This window comes from Amycolatopsis sp. NPDC104775 (assembly GCF_055583325.1).
On sequence record NZ_JBVJOE010000004.1, the window covers coordinates 58624 to 81901 of the forward strand.

The 23278-nt window shown below is 74.3% G+C and carries 7 protein-coding genes; all 7 read right to left on the reverse strand.

What is annotated here, in order from left to right:
* Window positions 1–4 precede the first annotated feature (4 nt).
* The 7 genes from ACZ63D_RS18945 to ACZ63D_RS18975 are packed head-to-tail and all read right to left on the reverse strand — an operon-like array spanning window position 5 to window position 23238.
* Window positions 5–1699 (reverse strand): aspartyl/asparaginyl beta-hydroxylase domain-containing protein, encoded by a 1695-nt coding sequence (locus ACZ63D_RS18945; RefSeq protein ID WP_465355619.1) that lies wholly within the window; start codon window positions 1697–1699, stop codon window positions 5–7.
* The gene (locus ACZ63D_RS18950; protein WP_465355620.1) at window positions 1696–2685 is read right to left on the reverse strand and encodes an NAD-dependent epimerase/dehydratase family protein; all 990 of its coding nucleotides are present in this window, start codon (window positions 2683–2685) and stop codon (window positions 1696–1698) included. Before ACZ63D_RS18950 ends, ACZ63D_RS18945 begins: the two co-directional genes overlap by 4 nt.
* On the reverse strand, window positions 2682–4451 hold the full coding sequence (locus ACZ63D_RS18955) for a condensation domain-containing protein (RefSeq protein ID WP_465355621.1): 1770 nt from the start codon (window positions 4449–4451) through the stop codon (window positions 2682–2684). The genes ACZ63D_RS18950 and ACZ63D_RS18955 overlap by 4 nt, the downstream gene beginning before the upstream one ends.
* A complete protein-coding gene (locus ACZ63D_RS18960; RefSeq protein WP_465355622.1) occupies window positions 4438–12501 on the reverse strand; it encodes an amino acid adenylation domain-containing protein in 8064 nt (2687 codons plus the stop codon). Before ACZ63D_RS18960 ends, ACZ63D_RS18955 begins: the two co-directional genes overlap by 14 nt.
* The gene (locus tag ACZ63D_RS18965; RefSeq protein WP_465355623.1) at window positions 12498–15890 is read right to left on the reverse strand and encodes a non-ribosomal peptide synthetase; all 3393 of its coding nucleotides are present in this window, start codon (window positions 15888–15890) and stop codon (window positions 12498–12500) included. The genes ACZ63D_RS18960 and ACZ63D_RS18965 overlap by 4 nt, the downstream gene beginning before the upstream one ends.
* Window positions 15887–21484: a type I polyketide synthase gene (locus ACZ63D_RS18970; protein WP_465355624.1), complete on the reverse strand. Its 5598-nt coding sequence runs from the start codon at window positions 21482–21484 to the stop codon at window positions 15887–15889. Before ACZ63D_RS18970 ends, ACZ63D_RS18965 begins: the two co-directional genes overlap by 4 nt.
* Window positions 21481–23238, reverse strand: coding sequence for a non-ribosomal peptide synthetase (locus ACZ63D_RS18975; RefSeq protein ID WP_465355625.1), 1758 nt, complete (start codon window positions 23236–23238; stop codon window positions 21481–21483). The genes ACZ63D_RS18970 and ACZ63D_RS18975 overlap by 4 nt, the downstream gene beginning before the upstream one ends.
* Between the last annotated feature and the right edge of the window lie 40 nt (window positions 23239–23278).

Genomic DNA, 23278 nt, shown 5'->3' on the forward strand with positions numbered 1-23278 from the left:
CCGGTCACCGCCCCGCCTCGACCGCGTGCCCGGCGGGTTCTCCGTCCGAAGCGGACTGCCCGGGACGCTGGACCCGGAAACTCAGCACGACCGCCGGTTCGGAGCCCCGGTGCCAGCGTTCGCGCTCCAGCCCGTCGTCGAAGACCAGGCAGCCGCCCTCGGGCCAAGCAGCGGTCTTCTCGCCGATCCGGATCCCGCTTTCCGCCGAGACCGCGACGCCGAATTCCACCCGCAGGAACGCGTTGCTCGGCCCGCAGGCCGGCGGAAGGCAAACCCCCGGGCGCAGCCGCCGCAGTTCCACGGTCGCGCCGGGGAACACCAGCGCTTCCGGGATGCCGTCGAGGACCTCGGCGGTGATCGGCAGTGCCGCCGCCGCGGCGGTCCACGCGCCGTCGCGGTAGAGCACGGCCGAGTCCGGCCAGGAGCCGGTCAACGCGGTGCGCACCTCCGCCGCGATCGCCTCGTGCCGCTCGGCGAGGCGGGCGGTGAACCAGAAGTCCGCGGCGTCGTGCTCCGCCCGCACCGGCAGATCGCGGCGGTAGTCGACCGGGCGGTGCAGCGGCGAGGCCCACAACCCTTGGCGCACAGCGAGTTCCGCGCACTCCATCGCGGCCTCTCGCTGCCCGGCGGCGTGCAGCTCGTCGATGAGCCCGCGATAGCGCCTTCGGGCGCGGACGGCGGACGCTTCGCTCACCTGCGCGCCGGTCGCCGGTGCGTCCCGGCGTCCGCGCGCGATGCGGGCCGCGAGCTTGGCGGCCTCGGCGGCCCGCTCGCGTTCGGTGCGCAGGAACAGCGCGTGGTCGGCGAAGGACTTCTCCCTCGTCATGCGGTGGCGCTGGTAGGTCTCGTCGAACGGGGCTTTGTACTCCTGGTAGTGCCGGTGCTCGACGAAGATCCCGGAGACCGGGTACAGCCGGCCCAGCCGCTCGGCCAGGTCGAAGACCCACTGCTCGACCTCCCACTGCTGGAAAATCGTCGGCACGAAGTAGCCGAGCGTCTCGTACCAGTCCCGGCTGACGATCGGGAAGTCCCGGCCGTCGCCGGGGTACTGCGCGGCGTCGAAGTAGAGGCAGAGCACGGAATCCTCGTGCAGCGCGGCGAGTTCGCCCGCGCGCCGGTCGAGGGCGGTGTCCCAGCCGTGGTCGACGTAGAGCTGGTCGTCGTTGGCCATCAGCAGAAACGCTCCGGCGGCCTGCCCGGCGAGACGGTTCCAGGCCGCCGCGACGCCGATCGGCGGGCCGACGTGCAGCGCGCACCGGCCCAGCGGCCCGCGGCGCTGGCGCACCCGGCCGAACAGCTCCCGGTACCCGGGCAGCGCCGGATCGTCCTCGTCGACGTAACAGAGGACCTCGATCCGGCCCGGCGCCGCCGCGGTCCGCTGCACGCTGCGCAGGAATTCCGCGAGACCGTCCACCCGGCCCCGGGTCGGGCACAGCAGCGACAGCGGCAAGGGCTGGGCCGGCCCGGCCGCCGGAGACGTCAGCTTGGTCCGCAGCCGCCGCGGTTCCAGCCGCAACGCGTAGCTCAGCTCCCGCCGGACCCGGATGGTGCCGTTGAGCGCGTCGATCATCCATGCGCGGCCGCCCTCGGCGTCCCGCAGCGCCTCGGTGACGACGTCCTGCAGCTTCCCGTTCCGGTATCGCCGGAAATGGCCCAGCAGCAGCCGGCCGAAGTCCCGGGCGCTCCCCCGCGGGCTCATCGCGCGACCCGTGTTCCGGCGCGCCCGGCCGCGACCTGCTCTTCGATCCAGCGGTAGGTGCGGCGCAGCCCGTCGTCGAGCGAGGTGCCGGGCTGCCAGCCGAGCAGCCGCCGGCACCGGGTGTTGTCCGAGACCCGGCCCTTCGGCCCGACCGGTTTGTCGCCGCGGTAGCGCGGGACGATCTCCTTGCCCGCGATCGCCGCGATCCGGCCGACCAGATCGGCGATGCTGACCCGCTCCTCGGACCCGATGTTCACCGGTTCGTCCACCGCGGATTCGGCGAGCCGGAGCAGTCCGGCGACGCAATCGCCGACGTAGCAATAGGACCGGGTCTGGGTGCCGTCGCCCCAGACCTCGATCTCGCCGCGGCGCCCGGGGACGGCGGCGACCTTGCCGCAGAGCATGGACAGGGATTTCGCGCGCAGCCCCGCGAAACTGCCCCGAGGGCCGTAAATGGCGTGCAGCCGGGCGATCTTGATGTCCATCCGGTGGGTCCGGCGGTAGGTGTCGCACAGGATCTCGGCGGTGAGCTTCTCCCAGCCGTACTGCATGTCCGGATCCGCCGGGAACACCGGCGTTTCGCGCAGCGGCGGGCTGTCCGGGCGGTCCTGCAGCGAATTCGGGTACACGCACGCCGACGAGGCGTAGACGACCGTGCCCGCGCCCGCCTCCCGGCAGGCTTCCACGGTGTTGACCGAGATCAGCAGGTTGTCGTGCAGGATCTCGGCGGGCGCGGCGTGCGTCCAGCCGATCCCGCCCATGTTGGCCGCCAGCGCGAACACCACGTCCGCACCCGCCACCGCTTCGGCGCAGCGGGCGCGCTCGCGCAGATCGGCGATCACGAACTCGTCGGCCTCGCTCGGCCCGTACTCCGGACGCCGCAGATCCACGCCGCGCACCCGTGCCCGCGGGTACCGCTCGCGCACCGCGCGGACCAGATGGCTGCCGATGAATCCGCCGGCCCCGGTCACCGCCACTGTCGTCATGACCCCTCCCCCGGATGCGTGTCCGCCGCCCGTCGCCGCGCTGTCCGCAGCCGCTGTCCCGCGCTCTCGCGGCGGTCGAGGAATTCCTGTTCGCGGCGAAGCCGGTGTTGTTCGGCCAAGCGGGCGCGCAGCCGGGACAGCGGCTGGTCCGGATCGGCGGCGAACGCGCCGAGGCAGCCGGTGCAGGCGTCGAGCATTCCGCGCACCGCCGTCGCGGGCAGCCGGGACGGATCGTGCCGGGCCCGCAGCCGGATCTCCGCTCCGGGAACCGCTTCGAGCACCAGCGGATAGCCCTCGTCGACGAGGGTGCGCACGTCGCCGATCGCCAGCGCGCCGGACGTCCCGTCGGTGACCGTGACCGGGAAGTTCTCGATCACCACGATGGTGTCGAACAGCGTCTCGCCGCGGGCGAGGCCGATCGCCCGGGTGATGCGGGACAGCGGAAGATGCCCGTGCTCGCGCATTCCGGCCAAGCGGTCCTGAAGTTCCCGCAGCCAGGGCAGGACCGCGGCGTCGCCGGCGCAGCGCACCCGCAGCGGCACGGTGTTGATCAGCATGCCGACCAGTTCGGTGGCGCCCGGCAGCGAGGGCGGACGGCCCGAAACGGTGACGCCGAAGACTGCGTCGGCGCTGCCGCACAGCTCCGTGAGCAGCAACCCCCAGACGCCGTACAGCACGGTGCTGACGGTGAGCCCGTGTCCGCGGCACACCGAGTTCAGCGCCGCGGTCGCGGTCTCCGGCAGGGTCGCCGCGACTTCTCCGCGCCGCGGTGCGATCGCCCGGCCCCGCACGCACCCGGGCCCGGCGATCCGGGACGGCCCCGGCAGCCCGGCGAACTGCCCGTTCCAGAAAGCCAGGTCGGCGTCGTCGTCCCGGGACCGGAGCCAGTCGAGGTAGTCCGGCATCGCGGGCCGCTTCGGCAACCGGGGTTCGGCTCCGGACAGCAGAGCCTCGTAGCTCGCCAGGACGTCGGCGAGGACGAGCTGCTGCGACCAGCCGTCGAGGATCAGGTGGTGGTGGGTCCAGACGCAGCGCCACGCTGTCTCGGTTTCGCGCATCAGCGCGAGCCGGAACAGCGGGGCCCGGCCGAGGTCGAACCCGCGTTCGCGATCCCGGTCGAGGTACCCCGCAAGCGCCGCTGCGCGCTCCGGCACGCTGCGCTCCCGCCAGTCGAGGTACTCGACCTCCGGTTCGGGCGTCGCGGCGACGACCTGGTGCGGCTGGGTGCGGCCGGCCCAGCCGAACGACGCCCGCAGCGCCGGGGTGGCGGCCAGCACGGCGGCCCAGGCCGCGCGGAACGCCGCCGGGTCGAGTTCGCCGGTCAGCGAACAGCAGACCTGCACGACGTAAGCACCCGGGCTGCTGCCCCCGGCCGAGTGGTAGAGCATGCCTTCCTGCATCGGGCCGAGCGGATGTTCGGTGCGCGACGAGCCGGACGGCGCGAACGGCACCGCGCCCAGAACGGCCCGTTCCGCGACGCGCCGCACGGTGGCCAGGTCGAACAGGTCCTGCGCGGTGATCCGCAGCCCGGCTTCTTCCAGCTTGGCCACGATCACGATGGCGTGCACGGAATCCCCGCCCAGCGCGAAGTAATCGTCGTCGTGCCCGATTTCGCCGGCTTCGAGCACCTCGCTCCAGATCGCGGCGACGGTTCGTTCGGCACTGGTCTCCGGCGTCGCGGCGGCGGGACTGCCGGCCAGCCACCGGGACAGCAGTTCCCGTTTCGTCCCGGACAGCCGCTCGACGCGCGGATCAGGCTCGGCCATCGTGACCTCCGGCGTGCGACGGGCTCCCCGGCTGGCTCGCTTCGCGCAGCAGCTGGGCCGCTTCCTCTTCGGTGAGCCGTTCGAGCCGGTCCACCAGCCTTTCCCGGCGTTCGGGCCGCGCGGCCAGCGCCGCGTAGTCGACCTTGCCGCTGCGGGCGAGCGGCAGCACGGCCAGCCACCGGATCTCGGCGGGCACGAGCCGGGCGGGCAGCCGCCGGGCGACCCAGCTCCGCAGTTCCGCCGCGGGCCTTTCCGGTTCTCCGCTCCAGTAGGCGACCAGCCGCGGAGATCCGGCACTCGTCTCCCGGAGGAGAACGGCGGCCAGAGCCACGTCCGGGTGCGCCGCCAGCGCGTGCTCGATCTCGCCGAGGTCCACGCGGTATCCGCGAAGTTTGACCTGCCGGTCGGCTCTCCCCCGGAAAACGAGCGCGCCCCCGGGGAGCCGGTGCACCAGGTCGCCGGTGCGGTAACGCCGGGCGCCGGCCCGCTCCGGATCGGGCACGAACGCCTCGGCGGTGTCCGCGGGCCGGCCGAGGTATCCCCTGGTCACGCCGAAGCCGCCGACAGCCAGTTCACCGGGAGTCCCGGCGAGCACGGTCGCGGAGGCGCCCGTGATCGGCCCGCCGATCGGGACCGGGCCGTCCGCCGCGCCGACCGGGTGCACGCAGCAGCCGACTACGGTCTCGGTCGGACCGTATTCGTTGTACAGCAGGGCATCCGGGACGGCTGCACGCAGCGCGGCGACCTGCTTGCCGTTCAGCTGCTCGCCGCCGGCCACCACGGTGAGCCGGCCGAGGGCGCGCGGCTGCGCGGTGAGCTGGCCGGCGAGTGCGGCCAGATGCGACGGGGTGATCTTCAGCAGTGTGTGGCGGCCGGTCAGCGCCTTGCCCAGCCGGGTGATTTCGGTGCTGGGCAGCAGATCCGCGGTTCCCCCGGCGATCAGCGGGGCGAGCAGGGACGTCACCGTCAGGTCGAAGGCCGGGGAGGAGTGCACCGGGGCGACGGTGCGTTCGGTGAGCCCGTAATACGGCACGCACCAGCGCAGGTAACCGGCCAGGCCCCGATGCGGCACGCCGACCAGCTTCGGGCGTCCGGTGGATCCCGAGGTGGGCATGACGCAGGCCAGGTGTTCTCCGTTCAGCTCCGGACGCCGGTACCTCCCGCTGGGCTGAGGGAAGTCCCCGCGCAGCACGGTTTCGGGCTCGACACCGCTCGGCGCCGGCACGCCCGGGGGCAGCACCAGCGCACCCGCGCCCGCGTCGGCGAGCAATGCGGCCACCCGCTCCGGCGGGGTTGCCGGATCAACGGGCAGATAGGCCGCCCCGGCGCGGAGGACGGCCAGCAGCGCGACGACGTACTCGATGCTGCGCTCGGCCCAGAGCCCGACCACCGAGTCCGGCCCGGCGTGAGCCGCCTGCAACGCTGCCGCGAGCCGCGCCGAAGCGGTCCACAGGCCCCGATAGCTGAGTTGCTTTCCGTCTTCGAACAAGGCGATCCGGTCAGGTCCGCCGCGGACGGCCGCTTCGATCAGCTCGTGCACCGCGCGATCCGGCGGCGCCGCGGATTCAGCGGCGGAGGTCCCCGTCGGACCGGCCGGCCTTGCTGGTTCGCGCGGATGCCGCGCCGCGGCGTCCAATGCGGAGAGATACCACCGGCCGATCTCCTCGGCCTGCTCGGCGGCGAGCCTCGCGGGGTCCGCTTCCAGCAGCAAGCGCAGCTGGCCGGAAACAGCGTCGACGTTGAAGTGCGCCGTCAGCGGAACGTACGTCTGATCGGGCGCGCGCAGGTCCGACACCGCCAGATCGTCCACTGTGGACAGATCACGGTAGAGGTGGAAGTGGGTGAAGACGAAGAGCGTGTCGAACAGCCGCCCGGCGCCGAACTCGCGGTTCAGCGCGACGAGCGGGTAGCGGCGGTGCGGCGAGGTCCGGCTCTCGGCGGCGTACGCGGTCTGGGCGAGGTCAGCCCAGCTCGCCCCGTCCGGCACCGCGGCTCGCAGCGGGAGGATGTTGTTGAACACCCCGACCACCCGGTCCCCGTCCCGGCGCTCCGGCCTGCCGTTGGTCTCCAGACCAGTGACCACGTCAGCGGAGCCGGTCAGCGACCGCACGACCCGCAGGTGCGCGCCGAGCAGGACATGTTTGAGCCCCAGACCGAGTTCGGCGGCGAGCGCGGCGAGCCCGTCCCGGACCTCGTCGCCGATCTCCAGCACGATCCGCTGCTGCAGCACCGGTCCCTTCGGCTCCAGAGGCCGGTACGGCAACACGGACGGCCGCGCGCCGCGCAGTTCCGCCGCCCAGAATTCGCGCTGTTCCGGCGAACGCATCGCGGCGCGTTCCAGTTCGACGAAGTCCGCGTAGCCGACCCGCGGCGGGTCCGGATCCCAGTTCTCCCCGTGCGCAGCCGCCCGGTATCCGCGCAGCACCTCGGTGAGCACGATCGCGGTGCACCAGCCGTCGAGGGCGAAACTGCTGACCGTGAGGCGGAAACCGGCGCCGTTGTCGTGCGCGGTGAAGCGCACGAGCGGCCCGTGGTCCAGGTCGAACGGCCGCTTGCGCTCGGCGGCCAGCCACGCGGTGAAGCGTTCCTCGCGGGCCGGATCAGCGCTGAGGTCGACCACTTCGATCGGCAGCCGGGGCGCCGAGGACCACACGAGCTGCGTCGGTTCCGCCTGGCCGGCGAGGTCGAAGGACGACCGCAGATACGGATGCCGGGCCAGCACCTGGCGAACGGCTCGCGCCAGCGCGGCGGCGCTCAGCGGGACGGCGACCGCCACGCTGGTCGCGTACACCTCGTATCCGGGGTCGTTGTCCCGATGCGCCAGGATCGCCCGCTGCGCCATCGAGACCGGATACGCGTCGTCCAGTCCCGCCCGCCCGGCCAGCCGCGGGCACAGCGCGAACGGAGGCAACGCCGTTTCCGGCCGCGGATCGGCGCTTTCCGGCTGCGCGTCGAGATGGGCGGCCAGCGCGGCGACAGTGGGGTGGGCCAGCAGGTCGGGCACGGTGAACCCGGCCCCGGTTTCCCTGGCCTCGGCCGCGATCCGGATCGCCAGGATCGAGTCGCCGCCGAGGGTGAAGAAATCAGTGCGCACGTCGACCGCGGGCTTGCCGAGATGACGCGCCCACAGTTCCGCGAGGCGGCGTTCGGTCTCGGTCCTCGCTGTGCTCGACGGCGGTTCCGCTTCCGGTGCCGGCAGGGCTCGCCGGTCCAGCTTGCCGCTCGCGGTGACCGGCAGCGCGTCGACTGGAACGAGCTGGGCCGGGATGAGGTAGGCGGGCGCCGTCCGGCGCAGCCGTTCGCGCAGCGCGGCCGGGTCGGCCGGCCCGCTGACATAGCCGACCAGGCGGCCGTCCCGGACGACCGCCGCGGCGTCGGTCACGCCCGGCTGGGCGCGGAGCAATCCGGCCACTTCGCCGAGTTCGATCCGGTGCCCGCCCAGTTTGACCTGCTGGTCGGTCCGGCCGAGGAACACCAGCGCGCCGTCCGCCCGGCGGCGGGCGCGGTCGCCGGTGCGGTAGATCCGTCCGCCGGAGCCGGTGGGGTCCGGGAGGAACGCCGCCGCGGTCTGGCCCGGGCGCCCGGCGTAGCACGTGGCCAGGCCGTCGCCGCCGAGGAACAATTCGCCGGGGACCGGCCGCGGCACCGGAGCGAACCAGCCGTCGAGCACCCGGGCGGAGGTGTTGCTGATCGGCAGGCCGATCGGCACCGGGCCCTCCTCGGCCGGCGCGCAATGCCAAGCGGTCGCGTCGATCGACGCCTCGGTCGGGCCGTAGAGGTTGTGCAGTTCGATTCCCGTGCCGAACAGGTCGCGGAACCGGTCCCGGGCGGCGGCGGGCAGTTCCTCCCCGCTGCACAGCACACGGCGCAGCGGGGAGCCGGCCGGGCCGAGCCGGGCCGCTTCGGCGAGGAACGGGGTGAGCAGGCTCGGCACGAAGTGGGTGGTGCCGATCCCGGCCCGGGTGACGAGCTCCGCCAGTCCGTGCGGATCGCGGTGCAGCCCGTCCGGCGCGAGAACGACCGTGCCGCCGGCGATCAGCGGCCAGCACAGCTCCCACCACGAGACGTCGAACCCGACCGGAGTCTTGTGCAGCACCCGTTCCCCGGCGCCGAGACTGAAGTGCTCCTGCATCCAGCACAAGCGGTTGACGATGCCGCGATGCGGGACGAGCACGCCCTTGGGCGTCCCGGTGGAGCCCGAGGTGTAGAGCAGGTACGCGGGCTGCTCCGGATGGACCCGTGCCGAGTACCGGCCGCCGGCGCGCCGGGCCAGCTCCGCGGTGTCCAGGATCTCGGCCGGGAGCGCCGCGGCCTGGTCTCGCAGGCCGTCGCCAGTGAGCAGGAATCTGGCTCCGCTGCCGGAAAGCAGCACGGCGTGCCGGGGCGCGGGGTCGTCCGGATCGAGCGGCAGCACCGCGCATCCGGCGTGCAGCACGGCGAGATAGGCGATCGGCAGCGCGGCGCTGCGCCGGTGCAGCACCGCCACCGGCTCGCCCGGCCGGGCGCCGAGCGCGCGCAGCCCGGCCGCGACGCTGATCGCCGCCCGGTGCAGGGCGCCGTGGCTGAGCTGCGTCCAGCCGCCGGCGCCGTCCGGCGCGAGCACGGCCGTCGCGTCCGGTTTCGCGCTCGCCGCCGCGGCAGCCAAGCGGTGCAGACCCCCGGGGTCGGGCCGGTGGCGGACGAGCCCCCAGCCGTCTCTTCCGGTGTCCTCCAGCGGGATCGACGCCACGGCCCGGTCCGGCTCCGCGACCGCCGCGCGCAGCAGTCCGGCGAAGTGCGCGGACATCGCCGACACCGTAGCCGGGTCGAACAGGCTGGTCCGGTACTCCCAGCGGCCGGTCAGCTCGTCGCCCAGCCGAGCCATGCTCAGGCTCAGGTCGAGCTGCGACCAGCGGCGCGGCACCTCGACCGGCGAGACGCTCGCCGCGCCGAAGCCGGTCTGCCCCGTGCCTCCCTGCGCCAGCGCGAACAGTTCCTCGCCCGGTTCGCCGTACTCCTGCTGGAGCACGAACTGGCTCTGCACCAACGCCGCGCGACCGGCGTCCCGGGGCGGAGCCAGTTCCGTGACCAGCCGGCGGAAGGGGAACCGGCCGTGTTCGACCGCCTCGCGCAGCAGATCACCGGTGTCCGCGAGCAACGCGCGGAAGGAGACGGCGCGCGGACAGCGGGAACGGAGCGGGACCGGGTTGACGAAGTAGCCCACGGCTCCGGCGAGTTCGGCGGTGTCCCGTCCGGCGAGGAGGGTGCCGAGAACCAGATCCGCCTGCCCGGTGTAGCGGTGCAGCAGGGCCCGGTAAGCCGCGAGCAGCACGGTGAACACCGTGCAGGACGCGTCCCGGGCCAGCGCGCGCAGTTCGCGGACAAGGCCGGGCGGCAGCCGGAAGTCCGCGGTGGAACCGCGGAAGTCACGGCCCGGCGGCCGGGGGCGGTCGACCGGCAGCTCGAGATCCGGCGGCGCGTCCGCCAGCGTCTCGTGCCAGAAGTCCCGGTCCCGCACGTACGCCGGGGAGCCGGCGTAGTCCTTCGCGACGGCCAGCGCGACGGCGTGCGGATTCCGGCTTTCCGTGCGGTCGGCCGGCAGTCCGCTGGTCTCTCCCTCGTACGCCGTTCGCAAATCGCCGAGCAGCACCAGGAAGGACCACAGATCGGCGATGAGGTGGTGCGCGGTCAGCACCAGCAGGTGGGTGCGTTCGTCGAGGCGCAGCAAGGTCGTGGCGAACGGCGGCGCCGCGCTCAGGTCGAACGGCCGCTCGGCGAGGTCCAGCAGCCGGGCCGGCAGGTCTTCGTCGCGCACGTCGACCACCTGCAGGCCCGGTCCGATCGGCACTGGCTCGCACCAGGGCTTGCCGTCGCGGACCGGGAACCTCGTGCGCAGCGCCGGATGCCGGGCGACCACCGCGTCCACCGCGCGGCGCAGGGCCGCGACGTCCAGGGGGCCGGCGAACCGCAGCACCCGCGCGAGCGTGTAAGCGGCCCCGCCGGGGTCCAGTTCGTGTTCGAACCACAGGGCTTCCTGGCCCTCGGTCAGCGGGTAGCGGCCGTCGGCGCCGGGGGCCGCGGGATTCCCGGCCGCGGCCGAGGCGCCGGACAGCACCCGCGCGGCGAGTTCGTCCGGGGTCCCGGCCAGCGCGCTGACGCCCAGGTCCACCCCGTACCGCCGCTGGACCAGATGGCGCAGTTCGGTCGCGCCCAGCGAATCGAGTCCGAGCCGCACCAGCGGTTCGTCCGGCCCGGCGGAACCGGCGGTCCCGGCCAGCGCCGCCGCGGCCCGGCCGAGCGCGGACGCCAGCACCGCCGCCCGGTCCTCGGGCCCGGCCACCGCGAGTTCCTCCCGGCTCGGCAGTTCCGGGAGCTCGGCCCGGCCGGCCCCGACGACGCCGAGCACCGGCAGTTCACCGTCCAGATAGGACTGACGGCAGCGTTGCCTGCGCACCTTCCCGCTCGTCGTCTTCGGCACCCCGCCCTTGGCCACGAACACGACGCGGCGGGTCTCGATCCCGTGCCGTAGCGCGATCGCCCGGCGGACCCGCGCGGCGATCGCGGGCAGATCCGCCACGCCGCCCGGGGAAGCGAGTTCGTAGCACAGCACCAGCTCTTCGACGCCGTCGACGTCCACCGGGATCGCCGCGCCGCAGGACCGCCGGAGTGCCGGGTCCGCGCGCTCGGCGGTGTACTCCAGGTCCTGCGGGAAGTGGTTCTCCCCGCGGACGACGACGAGGTCCTTGCACCGTCCGGTGAGATAGAGCCGGCCGCCCAGCAGGAAGCCGAGATCTCCGGTTCGCAGCCACGGCAGGCCCCGGGTCCCGGCCGGCCGCGCGCCGAAGACCTCCTTCGTTTCCGCCGGCCGGTTCCAGTATCCGGCGGCGATCCCGCCGCCCCGCAGCCAGATCTCGCCGACCCGGGCGTCCGGCACCGGCTCGCGGGTTTCCGGGTCGACCAGCAGCACCTCCGTGCCCGCCACCGGAAAGCCGCTGCTGACCAGGGTGCTGCCCGGGTCTCCCGGAGACGCCGGGACGACGGCGCCGCGGCGGAGTTCGGCGGGGTCGGCCCGGAACGTCGACGGCGGCTCCGCAACCGGGGTCGAGGCCACGATCAAGGTCGCTTCCGCCAAGCCGTAGCACGGGAAATGCGCCGTCGGAGCGAAGCCCGCCGCGCGGAATCCTTCGCCGAACCGGCGCATCGTGTCGTGCCGGACCGGTTCCGCGCCGTTGTAGGCCACGGCCCAGCCCGACAGGTCGAGCCCGGCCCGGTCCTCTTCGCCGATGCGCCGCAGGCACAGTTCGTACGCGAAGTTCGGGCCGCCGCTGACCCGGGCCCGGTATTCGCCCACCGCGCGCAGCCAGGCGAGAGGCGCCCGCAGGAACGCCTCCGGCGGCATGAGCACCGAACGGGAGCCGAGGTACAACGGCTGCAGCAGGTTCGCGATCAGCCCCATGTCGTGGAACAGCGGGAGCCAGCCGACGAACGTCGAATCCCGGTCGTTGCCGCAGGCCGCCTGGATCGCGTGCTCGTTGGCGAGGATGTTGGCGTGGGTGACCAGCACGCCGCTCGGCGTTCTCGTGGAGCCCGAGGTGTACTGCAGGAACGCGAGCTCGCCGGGACCGGGATCGGTCCAGCTTTCCGCCGCGTCGCCGGGCACTGCGCGGACGTCGAGCCGGGGCAGCCCGGCCAGCGGCTCCGCGTCGTTCTCCGGCAGGCACAACGCCAGCGCGGGCCGGGCGTCCGCGCGGATCGCGGCGAGCCGTTCCGCGCCGGGCCCGGTCTGCCCCGCGTCGCAGGGCACCGCGACGCTTCCCGCGTACAGGCAGCCGAGGAACGATTCGACGTACTCCATGCTCGACGGGTACGCGATCAGCACCCGCTCGCCGCGGCAGCCGCGCGCGGCGAGTTCGGCCGCGATGGCCTTGGCCCGCCGATCGATGCCGGCGAAGTCGTGGCTCGCCGATTCGGTCGTCCCGTCGGCGAGGAAAAGGTACGCGGGACGGCCGGGCGCGGTCTCGGCGTGCGCCCGGGCGATGTCGACGATGCTTCGCACCGTGTGCGCGGTCATCGCGTCTCCTCCCGTCCGGCGGCTTCGGCTCGCCCCAGCGCCTCCCGGATCAGGTCGCGCCGGCGCTCGGCCCGGAGCCGCTCCACCGCGGCGGCGAGCGCCGCGACGTCCGGCGCCTGGTACACCTTCCGCACCGGCAGATCGATCCCGAACTCCGCGACCAGCCGGAAGTGCAGCCGGGTGACCAGCAGGGAGTCGCCGCCGAGGTCGAAGAAGTTGTCCTGCCCGCCGATCCCGGCGGCATCGGGCCAGCCGAGCACCTCGGCGAACAGCCCGGCGACGGTCTTCTCGGCCGGGGTGGCCAGAGCCCGCCCGCGCCGCCGGTCCGGTTCCCGCGGCGGCTCGGGGAGTGCGTCCGCGTCGAGTTTCCCGTTCCTGGTCAACGGGATCCGGTCCAGCACGACAGACTGGCCGGGGACGAGATAGCGCGGGAGCGTGTCCGACAGGAAATCGCGCAGCGCTCCGCTCGACAGCTCCGAAGCGGCCGTCCCGGGCTCGGCGACCAGATACGCGACCAGTCGCTGCCGGTCGCCCGAGCCGCGCGGGACGACCGCGCAGTCGCGAACTCCGGGGTGAGCCAGCACGGCGGCCTCGACTTCGCCGGGCTCCACCCGGAACCCGCGCAGCGAGACCTGCTTGTCGAGGCGGCCCAGGTAGCCGAGATCGCCGGGCAGGAGCCGGACGAGGTCCCCGGAGTGATACCTCCGCGCGCCCGGCCGGTGCGACGCGGGCCGGAACCGGTCCGCGGTCAGGCCGGGACGCCCGAGATAGCCTCGCGCCACCCCCGCCCCGCTCACCGCCAGTTCGCCCTGCCCTCCGGCCGGCAGCGGCTTTCCGTCCGGGGCGAGGACTTCGACCCGCTGACCGGGCAGAGCCTGTCCCAGCGGGCTCGCGATCGGACCCGTGACATCGGCCTGCCGCAGGCGGCGGACGGTGACGTGCACCGTGGTCTCGGTGATGCCGAACATGTTGACCAGGGCGGGCGCGCGATCGCCGTAACGGTCGAACCAGGGCGCGAGCCTGGCCACCTCGCAGGATTCGCCGCCGAGGACGACTGCCGACAGCGGCAGGCCGCTGCGCAGCGCTGCCGGCAGCAGAGCGCGGAACGCGCCCGGGGTCTGGCTCAGCACGCTGACCCGCTCGGCCAGCAGCGTCGCGCACAGTTCGTCCGGGGCGCGGACGGTTTCGGGCGGCACGATCAGCAGCCGGTCCCCTCCGGTCAGCGCGCCCCAGATTTCCCAGGCGGAGAAGTCGAACGCCGGGGAATGCAGCATCGCCCAGGTCTGCCGCCCGCGCAGCTCCGGCAGCGCGGCCCGGCACCCGGCCAGCACGGCGGTGATGTTGGCGTGGCTGACCAGCACGCCCTTGGGCGCGCCGGTCGACCCCGAGGTGAACACGACGTAGGCCAGATTGCCCGGGGCGACCGGCGTCCGGACCGGTCCGCCGGCCGGTGCTCCGTCGAGGGACAACGGCTCGGCGGCGAGTTCCGGGGCGTGCCGGACCTCCGGCCGGGTCAGCAGGACCGAGATCCCCGCCGCGGCCGCCAGTTCCGCCCGCCGCCGGGGCGGATCAGCCGGGTCCATCGGGACGTAGGCCGCGCCCGCCTTGAGGATCGCCAGCATCCCGGCGACCAGCTCGATCGACGGCGCCGCGCACAGTCCGACCAGGCTCTCCCGGCCGACGCCGGCCGCCCGCAGCATCCGCGCCAGCCCGTTGGCCCGCCGGTCGAGTTCCCGGTAGCTGACCTGACGTCCGCCGGCGCTGACCGCCACCGCGTCGGGCCGCGAGGCGGCGATTCGCTCGAATTCCCTGTGCAGGCATCCGGTTCCGGCGGTCGCTTCGACGGCGGGCCCCGTCGGACCCGCGGTCGCCCAGCGGATCGCCGACACCGGGCGGTCCGGGTCCGCGCTCGCGTGCCGCAGCGCGGTCACCGTCCGCGTGACGATCTCGGCCGCCGTCGCGGGATGCAGCCGCGCTTCGTCAAACTCCAGCTCCAGGTCCAGCCCCGTCGTTTCGGGGGACACCGTCATGGTGAGCGGGAACTTCGCCGCGACCGGCGGCGAGGGCAGCACGGCTGCGGCGAGGCCGGGCAGCGCGATGCGCGGCGCGGGGGTGTTCTGGAACGCGAAAGCGAGCTGGACGAGCGGAGTCTCGGCGAGCGACCGTTCCGGGCGCACCGCCTCGACGATCCGTTCGAAAGGCACTTCCTGGTCGTCGAGCCCCTGCCGGACGACCGCGGCGGCACGGGCCGCCAGCTCGGCGAAACCCGGGTCGCCGGACAGGTCGATCCGCAGCGGCAGCAAATTCACGAAACAGCCCGCCAGCGGCAGCAGCTCGCGGCGGGTGCGCCCCGCCACCGGGCTGCCGATCACCAGCTCGCGCTGTCCGGCCAAGCTGCCCACCGCCAGCGCGAACCCGGCGAGCAGGACCGGGAACAGGGTCGTGCGCCGCCGGGCGGCCAGCTGGCGGAGCCCTCCCGCGAGTTCTTCGCCGATCCGGGACCGCACCAGCCCGGCCGGGCGGCCGGCTCCCGCGGCGGACGCCCGGTCCAGCAGCTCCAGCCGAGCGGGCGCGCCCGCGAGCGCGGCGGTCCACCGCGCGAGGCGTCCGGCGAATTCCGGGGACGCGGCGCGCTTCCGCTGCCAGGCCGCGAAATCGCCGTACTGCACCTCGAGAGCGGCCAGCCGCGCCGGGGTTCCCCCGGAGTGCGCGCGGTACAACTCGGCCAGGTCTCCCAGCAGGACGCCCAGCGACCAGCCGTCGCTCGCGATGTGCTGACGGACCAGCACCAGCTCGTGGTCGTCAGGATTCCGCCGGAACAGCACAGCCCGCAGCACCGGGCCCTTCGCGAGGTCGAATGGCCGGGTCGCCAGCACGGCGGCCATCCTGCGGCTCGCGCGCGACGCGGGGACGCCCGTGAGATCCACCAGCGGCAGCTCCGGACGCCCGGCCGGACCCACCTCGGCGACCGGCTGCCCGTCCACGACCGGGTACCGGGTGCGAAGAACGGCGTGCCTGCGGATCAGGCCGCCCAGCGCCGTGCGCAAAGCAGGCACGGCCAGCGTCCCGGTCAGCCGGACGTGCAGCGGGAGGTGGTACGCGCTGGACCCGGGGTTGAACCGGTGGGACAGCCACAGCCGTTCCTGGCCGAAGGACAGCGGGAACCGCGTGCCGCCGAGCGCCGGGATCGTTCCGGCGTCGCGCAGTGCGCCGAGGATTTCCGCTTTGCGCGCGGAGATTTTCGCGCGCAGCTCGGCGGTGAGGACGCCGCGCGGCGCCGAGCACCGCAGCCGGTCTCCCTCCGCGGTGACGGTAACGCCCTCCCGGCGCAGCCGCGCGAGGAACACCGTGGCGTCCACAATGGACTCGGACTCGGCAGGGGCGTTCACAGCAGCACCTCTTCCTGGTCCCCGCCCGCGGCATGGCCGATCGCCTCGGCCTGCGCGGCGATCGTCGGAGCGTCGAACAGCTGCGCCATCGACAGTTCGACCCCGTATCGCTCCCGCACGACCGCCAGCAGCCGGAGCGCGATCAGCGAATCGCCGCCCAGCTCGAAGAAGTCGTCGTGCACGCCGATCGCGTCGTCGCCGAGCAGGCTCGCCCAGCAGGCGGCCAGGCTTCGTTCCAGCGGCGATCCGGGGGGCTGGTACTCGGCGGACAGCGTCGCGCGGTCCCGCTTCGCCGGCGCGATCCGCAGGCCCGCCACCGCGGCGCGGTGGTCGTCGGTGCTGAACGCCTCGTGCCTGGCCAGGAGCGCGGCCAGCTCCTGGGCGCAGACCAGGACCCGCGGCGCCGGCCGCCCGGCGAGCACGCGGGCGAACAGCTCCGCTCCTTCGGCCCGGCTGATCCCGCCGAGCAGATCTCCGCCCGGCCCGGCGACGTCCGGGCCCGCCGCCTCGTAGCGGGCGCTCAGCCTTTCCTGCGCCGAGGCCCACATCCCCGCTTCGGTCCAGTCGGTCCAGCCGATCGCCACCGTCCGGCCGCTCCTGCGCGCCGCGCGCCAGCCGGCGAACGCGTCGAGGAAGTCGTTGCCCGCCACGTAGCCCACTTCGCCGAATTTCAGCTTGTGCAGCACGCTCCCGATCGAGGAGCACAGCACGAAGAACTCCAGCGGACGCTCGCCGAGGACGGCGTCGAGCACGACCGGCCCGAGGACCTTCGACGCGATCGCCTCGTCGGTCGCCCGCCGGTCGCGCCGCTGGATCATGCCCGCGGTGTCCGGGGTCCCGGCCGCGTGCACCACCCCGGTGACCGGCCCGAACCGCCGCTCCGCCTCGGCGACGACCTCGCGCATCGCGGCCTCGTCCGCTACGTCGGCCTGCCGGACCAGCAGCCCGGCGCCGCCCGCGACCAGCCCGCTGAGCCGGTCGATCAGGCGAGTGGTGTCGTCTCCCTCCGGATGAGCCGCGCGGTAGCCCGGCCATTCCCCGGGTTCGGGGAACGGGGTGCGCCGGGTCAGGACCAGCGCGCGAGCCCCTGGCGCGAGATGCTCGGCCAGGCTGAGCCCGATGCCGCCGAGCCCGCCGCAGATCAGGTAGACCCCGCCGCTTCGCCGCGTGCCCGCCGGGGCGAGCCGCAGCGGCTCGTAGCCGCGTTCGAACCGTTGCCGTCCCCGGTAGGCGATCTCGGGCGGCGCGGCCGGGTCCAGCAGCTCCGCGACGATCCGGTCCGCGAATCCCGCGTGGCCGGTTTCGGCGGGCCCCAGGTCGATCGCGGTGCAGGACAGCGAAGGCAGCTCGCGCGGGATCACCTTGGCCGCGGACGCCACCGTCGCGTGTTCCGGATGCTCCAGGTCAGCGAGCACGGGCTGCGCTCCGCGGGTGACAGCCACCAGGCGCACCCGGTGGCCGGGTTCCGCGCCGAACGCCCGCGCCAGGTCCAGCAGGCTGTGCAGTCCGGCGAGCTGCCCGTCGCGCACCAGGTCCGGGCCGAGCGGCCGCCCTGGCTCCGCCGCCTCGAACGGCCCGAGGTGCACGACCAGGTCCGGTGGCTGGCTCTGCGCCGCGAGCAGCTCGCGGAAGCCGTCGTGCCGCGCTGGAGCGAAGACGGTCCGGACGCCGAGCGCGCCGAGCCGTTCGGCGACCGCCGAGCCGAGCGGGCCGTCCGCCAGCAGCAGGCAAGTCCGGCCGGGCCGCGGCTCCGGATCGGGCGCCGGGGCGGCGTGCCGCCAGCCGGGCAGGTAGGCCCATTCGGCGAGACCCTTGCGGGACAACCGGTTTCCGGCAGCTGCCGGCACGGCCGCCGCCGCGGGGCCCGGCTCCCCCGCCGCCGCGGGTTCGGCCAGGATGAGCGCGGCGTCGGGCTGCCCGGCCGCTGCCGTGCGCACCGCGGTGACGGCGAAACCCGCCTCCGCGAACGCTTCCCGCCAGCGGGCGACGTCGAGCAGCGGGCCCTGGTCGCGGAACCGGTCGGCGTAGGCCCACCAGCCGGTCGTCAACCCCCAGATCATCGGCAGCCAGCGGTCCTGCCGCACCGTCTCGACCAGTGCGAGCACCCCGCCCGGCGCCAGCAGGGACTTCAGGTTGCGCAAGCTCTCCCCCACGTCCGGGGTGGCGTGCACGACGTCCAGCCCGCACACCAGGTCGTACCCGCCGGGAACGCCCTGGGCGGCCGGATCGCGGGAGATGTCGAACACCCCGGTGGTCACCGGCACGCCTCGCGCCGCGGCGGCGTCCGACAGCCCGGAGACGAACAGCGGCGACACGTCCGTGGCGTGGTACCGCAGCCGGTCCGCGCCGAGCCGGACCGCGAGATGCTGGGTGAGCGTGCCCTCCCCGGCCCCGACCTCCAGCACCCGCACCGGCCGGTCCGCTTCGGCGGCGAGCCGTTCGAGCACGTCCCCGAGCGTCCGCAGCAGCGTGTCCGCCGATCGGTGCCCGACGGTTCGTTCGCCCAGTTCCCGGCGCAGCACCGCGCCGTCCGCGCCGGGATAGAGCACGCCGATCGCCGCCCGCGGATCCCGCAGCGCCTCCGGATACGCCTTGCCGCAGCGCATCAGCAAATCGGCGAGCCCGGCGAATCCGGGGTGCTCGCGGACCAGCCTGGCGTGCGCTTCTGCGGAATCGCCGGCGGGCGCCGAAGCGAAGACGATCGCGTCGCCGTCGCGCCGGACGATTCCGTCCTCGGCGAGCACCGCGAGCGCGAAGTCCAGGAACCGGGCGAACTCTGGTGCGACCCCGAGCGCCGCGCGCAGTTCGCTCACCCGGTGCCGCGCGCCCGGTGCCAGGGAGATCCCCGCTGTGCCCAGGTAATCCAGCAAGAGCGCCTGGCACAGCCGCTCGAGTCCGGCGCGCAGCCCCGGATGGCTGTCGATGCCCGAGGGCGCGGGCTCGGGCCGCAACCCCGCCCAGCGCCCTGGCTCGTCGATCCAGTACCGCTGGCGCTGGAACGGATACCCCGGCACTGGAGTCCTCTGTGGACTCTGCGGCCGGTGGAAGGCCGCCCAGTCGACCGGGCACCCCGCGGCCCAGGCTCCGGCCACTGCCCGCACCAGTTGCCCGGTTTCCCGCTCCGGTGCCAGGCAGCTCGTCGTGAAAGCCGCGCTGGAGCGAAGTTTGCGGGCCGCCAGCCGGGTCAGCCCGCTGCCGGGGCCGAGTTCCAGCAACGCCGCCGGGGATGCTTCGGCCAGCCGGTCCAGGGCGGCGTCGAAGAGCACCGGGCGGCGCAGCTGGGCCAGCCAGTACTCAGGACGGGTCACGTCGGCCGGATCGGCCCAGTCGCCGGTGACGGTCGAGAGGAACGGCCGCCGCGGGGCACCGAACACCGCTCCGTCCAGCGCGTCCCGGAAACGGTCGAGGATCCCGTCGACCGCCGCGGAATGGAAGGCGTGCCGGACGGCCAGCGCCTTGGTCGGCGTCCCTTCGCGGGACAGCCGGGCAGCCAGCGCCGACACCGCTCCGGGCGGCCCGGAGACCACGCATCGGTCCGGAGCGTTGACGGCGGCCAGCGCGACCTCGTCCCCGAGCATCGGCCGCAGTTCGGCGGCGCCGAGCGGCACCGCCAGCATCCGGCCCTCCGGAAGCCCGGACTGCGCCTCGGCCCGGGCGATCACCAGGTCGAGCGCGGTGGGCAGCGAGAACACCCCGGCCACAGCCGCCGCGGCGTACTCGCCGGCACTGTGGCCGAGCACGGCGGCCGGCTCGACGCCCCAGTCGATGAGCGTGCGGGCCAGCGCGTAGGACACGGAGAACCCGGCGATCTGGTCCCTGGGCGCCGAACCGGGCGCGTCGATCAGTTCGGGCAGCCGCACACCCCGCTCCGCCGACAGCCGGACGCACTCGCCGAAATGCGCCCGGAACCCCGGATCGCCAGTGCACAGGCCGGTTCCCATTCCTGGATAGCCGGTGCCCTGCCCCGGGAACAGAAAAGCCGGCCCCGCCGGGACTGCCTTGGCCGATTGCCGCGGTTCGGACAGCGCCGCGGCCGCTTCGCCGGCCGTCGCGGCCACCGCGACGCGCCGATACTGATGCGCACGCCGCCCGGCGAGCGTCGCGGCGACGTCAGCCAGCTCGGCCTCTGGCCGGTCCCGCAGCCACGCCGCCAGTTCGGCGCCCGCCTGGTCCAGTGCCGCCGGCGTCCGGGCCGACAGCAGCAGCGGCTGAACCGGGCGGCGTTCCCGTTCGGCCGCCGCCGGCTCCGGCGGCTGTTCCAGCACCACGTGGGCGTTCGTGCCGCCGACGCCGAACGAGCTGACCCCGGCCCGGCGCGGACCGCCGGTCTCCGGCCACGGGACGGTGGAAGCGGCGACGTAGAACGGAGTGCTCGCGAAATCGATCGCCGGGTTGGGCTCGCGGTAGTGCAGGCTGGCCGGGAGCACGCCGTCCCGCACCGCGCCGATCGCCTTGATCAGCCCCGCGACGCCGGCCGCCGCGTCGAGGTGCCCCACGTTGGTCTTCACCGAGCCGAGCGCGCAGAACCCCGTGCGGTCCGTGGTGAGCCGGAAGGCCGCGGCGAGCGCCTCGACCTCGACCGGGTCGCCCATCGCCGTACCGGTGCCGTGCGCCTCGACGTACCCGATGCTGTCGGCGGCGACCCCGGCCGCCGCCTGCGCTTCGACGATCACGTCGCGCTGGCCCTGGACGCTCGGCGCGGTGTATCCCGGCTTGTGCCCGCCGTCGTTGTTCACCGCGGACCCGAGCAGCAGCGCGTGCACCCGGTCGCCGTCCCGGAGCGCGTCCGGCAGCCGCTTCAGCAGCACCAGCCCCGCTCCGCTGCCGCCGACCGTGCCCGAGGCCGAGGCGTCGAACGCCGCGCAGCGACCGTCCGGCGAGTAGATCCCGTCTTCGGCGTACACGTAGCCCTGCGCCTGCGGCACCTGCACCGAGACCCCGCCCGCCACGGCCAGGTCGCATTCGAAGGATTCCAGGCTGCGCACGGCCAGATGCACGCCGACCAGCGACGAGGAGCACGCCGAGCCGACGCACACGCTCGGCCCGGTGAGACCGAGCTTGTAGGAGATCGTGGTGGCCGCGAAGTCCTTGTCGTTGTGGATCAGCAACGGGAACCCGCCGAGATCGCGCAGCAGCCCGGCATTCGGCAGCAGATTGCGCACCAGGTACGAGCTGAGGCTCGCGGAGAGGAACACCCCGGCCGGGACGCCCAGCGCCGCCGGGTCGTATCCGGCGGTGTCGAAGAGAGTCCACGCCGTTTCCAGGCAGATCCGGTGCTGCGGATCCATCACCTCGGCTTCCCGGCGCGAACAGCCGAAGAACTCCGCGTCGAATCCCGCGATGTCCCCGAGCACGCCTTCCGCGCCGACGAACCGCGGGCGGTGCTCCGGCGCGGGGTCGGGGAACCGCGCGATGCTCTCGGTTCCCTCGCGCAGTCCCGCCCAGAACCGCTCGACGGTGTCCGCGCCGGGGAACCGGGCGGCCACCGAGATGACGGCGATGGGCTCGGGACCGGGCGAAAGGCTCTCGGACGCCGGCTTCCCGGGCCGCGAGCCGCCCCGCGGCCGGATGTCCGGCGGCGAATCCCCGCTCATGGCCGCCCCTCCGGTCCCCGCCCGGCGAGCTGCCTCCGGCGACGGCCGCGAGCCAGCGCCGGGTCGGGCGCCGTCGCGTCCGCGAGCAGTCCGGGCTGTCCGAGATGCTCGGCGAGGCTGGCGATGTCGGGGAACCGGAACAGGTCCACCAGCCGCAGTCCGGCGTGGACGGTCCCGGCCAGCGCGTGGTGCAGCCGCAGCAGGCCGAGCGAATTCCCGCCGAGGTCGAAGAACCCGTCGTGCACCCCGACCCGCTCGATTCCGAGCACCCGCTGCCACTCGCGGGCGATGTCGCGCTCCAGCGCCGTGCGGGGAGCCTGTCCCGGACGGCGGCCGCGGCCCGCGGCGGAGGCACGGAGCGCGAGCGCGGCCCGGTCGAGTTTGCCGTTGGCGGTGTGCGGGAGCTCCGCCAGCACGACCATCGCCGCGGGGATCATCACCGCCGGAAGGAGCGGACGCAGCGCGGCCAGCGCCGGCTCCGGCGACAGCCTCTCCCCCGGCGTCGCGCTGGCGAACGCCACGAGCCGCCGGTCCCCGGCCGTTTCTCCGTCAGCCAGGACGACCACGTCGCGAATCGGAGCCACGGCACGCAGCACTTGTTCCACTTCGCCGAGCTCGACGCGTACCCCGCGCACTTTCACCTGGGTGTCGCGGCGTCCGGCGAAAACCAGTTCGCCGTCGGATTGCCGCCGTACCAGGTCGCCGGTGCGGTAGACGCGGCTGCCGGGGGCGCCGAACGGATCGGGCACGAACGCCTCCGCCGTCCTGCCCGGAAGCCGGTGGTAGCCGCGCGCGAGGGCGGGACCGCCGATGCGTAATTCGCCGGTCACCAGGTCCGGCACCGGCTGACCGCGCTCGTCCGCCACCCACGCGCGGACTGTGCCAACCGGAGCGCCGATGGTCGGCGGGCGGCCGTCGGCGGCGACCACTCCCGCGGTGGCGTAGGTGGTGGCTTCGGACGGACCGTAGAGATTGCGGACGACGACGCGGCGCTGGTGCAGCCGGTCGGCCAGGTCCCTGGGCAGCGGTTCCCCGGCCAGGTTCACCGTCTCCACCGAAGCGGGCACGCCGTCGACGTCCAGCAGCGCGGCGACCGCCGAGGGGACGGAGTTCACCAGCGTCGCCCCCTTCGCGGCTGGCGTCTCCGGCACCCGCAAGGCGTCGTCGGCCAGCACCACGGTTCCGCCGTGGGCCAGCGGCGCGAACAGCTCGAAGAACGCGAGGTCGAATCCGACCGAAGTGGTGGCTAGGACGCTCCGGAGCCCGTCCGACCCGAATTCCCGCCCCGCCCAGCGCAGGAACGCCGCCGCACTGCGGTGTTCGATGGCCACGCCCTTCGGCCTGCCGGTGGACCCCGAGGTGTAAAGGACGTAGGCGAGCGCCCTCGGCGAGAGCGCCGGCCGAGGCGCCGCGCCCGGCCCCGGAGCGGGCACCGGGATCACCTCCGGCAGCGCCACCGTCGCGGCTCCCCGGCGGGACAGCAGTTCCGCGTCGCCGAGCACCAGCCGGGAACCGGTTTCGGCGAGCATCAGCCGGACGCGTTCGGCGGGCTGTTCGGCGCCGACCGGAAGGAAGGCCGCACCGGCTTTCAAGACCCCGAGCAGAGCGGCGACCAGCGCCGGCGTCCGCGGGAGCCAGACCCCGATCACCTCGTCCGGCCGGAAGTCCCGGCCGCGCAGCCCGGCCGCGATCCGCTCGGCCCAGGCGTCCAGCCGCCGGTAGCTCAACCGGGCCGAACCGTGCGCGACGGCCACCGCGTCGGGGGGGGGGGGGGGGGGGGGGGGGGGGGGGGGG